Source organism: Candidatus Omnitrophota bacterium, from assembly GCA_028715965.1.
In the GTDB taxonomy this organism is placed as follows: domain Bacteria; phylum Omnitrophota; class Gorgyraeia; order Tantalellales; family Tantalellaceae; genus JAQUQS01.
In genome coordinates this window covers 1-3,090 of the sequence record JAQUQS010000060.1, presented here as the reverse complement: position 1 = coordinate 3,090, position 3,090 = coordinate 1, and the positions used below count along the sequence as shown (strand labels likewise).

The window sequence follows — 3,090 nt, the reverse complement described above, 5'->3', positions numbered from 1 at the left end:
AGGTCCTGGCCGATACCAATGTAAACTGGACCGGTATGCAGGCGATGTCGTCGGCGAACATAAACTGGCAGAACCTTTCCGACCTGTCGGCCGCGGGTGTCAACTGGTACAACATCGAGGATATGGCGGCGGCCAATGTGAACTGGACGAATATCGAGCAGATGGCCTCGGCCAATGTCAACTGGTTCAACGTCGCCGATCTGGCCACGGCGAACGTCAACTGGTATAGCATATCGGTCATGGCGGACGCGGGTGTTAACTGGGTCAATATATCCAACCTGTCCATCGCGGGTGTTAACTGGAACGACGTCTCCACTATGGCGGATTCCGGGGTCAACTGGGTGAACATGGCGGTAATGTCGACCGCGGACGTGAACTGGGCGGACTTCCAGGTGATATCCAGTGTTGGGGTCAACTGGGCGGACCTCCAGGTCATGACCCGTTCCCTGGTCAACTGGTCGGATTTCCAGGTCCTTTCAAATACGAACGTGAACTGGTCTGATATAGGAGTTATATCCCGGACCGGCATTAACTGGGATGATGTGGAGACCATGTCCGAAGCGGGTATTAACTGGTCGGACTTCCAGGTTATGACGGAATCCGGTGTGAACTGGACTGGGCTTACGCCGATAACGGACGCGGGGATAAACTGGAATGATTTCGGTGTTTTCTCCAACGCGGGCGTGAACTGGACAGACCTTGAGACCATGAGCAAGGCCATGGTCAACTGGTATGACATACAGGTGATGAGCGAGGCGGGTGTTAACTGGCAGGATATGGGCCGCATGACCATCGCGGGCGTGAACTGGGAAGACCTTGATGTGTTCACGAAGGCGGGTGTTAACTGGACAGACATGCGTGTCCTTACCCGTGAGGGTATAAACTGGGCCGACCTCGAGACCATGACGGAAGCGGGCGTTAATTGGCATGATTTCAATGTGATGAGCAAGTCCGGCGTGAACTGGTCGGACATGAACACGATGACCCGTGCCGGCGTGAACTGGTCGGATATGCGTGTGTTCACAAGGGCGGGCGTCAACTGGTATGATGTACAGGTCATGTCCGAGTCCAGCGTGAATTGGTCCGATTTCGCGGTGTGGTCCACCTCGGGCGTGAACTGGGTGGATATGGGGGTCATGACCGATGCCGCCGTGGATTGGGTGAACCTCGCCAACATGGCGGCGGCGGGCGTGAACTGGGACAGTATATCCAGTATGGCCGGCGCGGCCGTCAACTGGGACAATATATCGGAACTCGCGGATGCCGGCATCAACTGGTATAACCTGGAGAACATGGCGGCGGCCAACGTGAACTGGGACAGTATATCGATACTCGCCGGCGCGGGCGTTAACTGGGATAACGTGTCCGATCTCGCGGAGGCGGACATTAACTGGTACAACCTTTCCAACATGGCGGCCGCGGGTGTTAACTGGGACAATATATCTACCATGGCTGGCGCGGGCGTTAACTGGGTGAACGTGGGTGATCTAGCGGACGCGGAGATCAACTGGTATAACCTCGCGGAAATGGCTGAGGCGAACGTTAACTGGTTCAATATACAGGACCTCGCGGAAGCGAACGTTAACTGGTTCAATATCGCCAACCTGTCGGCCGCTAACGTGAACTGGGACAGTATTTCCGTCATGGCCGATTCTGGCGTGAACTGGGATAACATCAAGAACCTGTCCGACGCCGGTGTGAACTGGGATAATGTTTCTGATATGGCGGATTCCGGGATAAACTGGTATGACATATCGGTCATGGTCGATATAGGCATTAACTGGGCCGATCTGGAAAACATGTCGAAGACCGGCATTAACTGGGCCGATTTCGAGCCCCTGACCCGCGCCGGTATAAATTGGTCGGACCTCCAGGTCATGAGCGAGATAGGCGTGAACTGGACCGATTTCACTACCATAACCGAAGCGGGGATAAACTGGGGCGATATCGAGGTCATGACCCGGGCGGGCGTGAACTGGTCGGATTTCAACACTATTACGAAAGTGGGTGTGAACTGGGCTGACCTCAGGCCACTTACACGCGCGAATGTGAACTGGAGTGATTTCAATTCCCTTACAAAAGCCAATATCAACTGGACTGACGTGAATGTCATGACACGCGCGGGGGCTAATTGGGCTGATTTCCGGGTAATGAGCGACGCAGGTGTCAACTGGTACGATATACAGGTACTTACGGAGGCGGGTGTTAACTGGTCGGATTTCAATACATTGACCAAGGCCGGGGTTAACTGGGCTGATTTTGTGCCTCTTACGAAGGCGGGCGTGAACTGGTCGGACCTGAATACGCTTACGAAGGCGGGCATTAACTGGTCGGATCTCAATGTTTTCACGAAGGCGGGCGTGAACTGGTCGGACCTCGAGGTCTTGACGAAAGAAGGCGTTAACTGGGCAGGGATAGAGGACCTTACACGCGCGGGCGTTAACTGGACCAATCTCGCAGACCTATCGCTCGCGAACGTCAACTGGTATAACGTTGAGAACATGGCGGCCGCGGGTGTTAACTGGGACAGTATCTCGAACATGGCGGGCGCGGGCGTTAACTGGTTCAACATATCGGACCTCGCGGAAGCGGGCGTCAACTGGTTCAACATAGAGAACATGGCGTCGGCCGGTGTTAACTGGTTCAACATAGCTGATCTATCCCTCGCGGAGGTCAACTGGTTCAATATAGAGAACATGGCGTCGGCGAACGTCAACTGGGACAGCCTGTCCATAATGGCGGGTGCGGGCGTTAACTGGGACGACATGGCGGTACTTTCTGCGGCCGGTGTCAACTGGGCCGATTTCAGGCCCATGACAATAGCGGGGATAAACTGGGCTGACCTGGAAACATTGACGGAGTCGGGTACTAACTGGGCCGATCTCCGGACGTTGTCAACAGCCAACATAAACTGGCTGGACCTAAGGACGATGACCATCGCCAACATAAACTGGTCGGACCTCAGGCCGCTTACGGAAGCGGGTGTCAACTGGGCCGATATGGAGGTATTCAGCAAGGCGGGCGTTAACTGGGCCGATCTCAATCCACTGACGAGAGCGGGAGTGAACTGGGCCGACCTGACGGTGCTTT

1 protein-coding gene is annotated in these 3,090 nt (G+C 55.1%); it reads left to right on the top strand.

Translation table 11 applies throughout. The annotated features are described in order from the left end of the window. Positions 1–35 precede the first annotated feature (35 nt). Positions 36–3,090, top strand: a 3,055-nt coding sequence (locus PHH49_08710; protein ID MDD5489020.1) for a hypothetical protein, incomplete at its 3' end; no start/stop codon positions are given.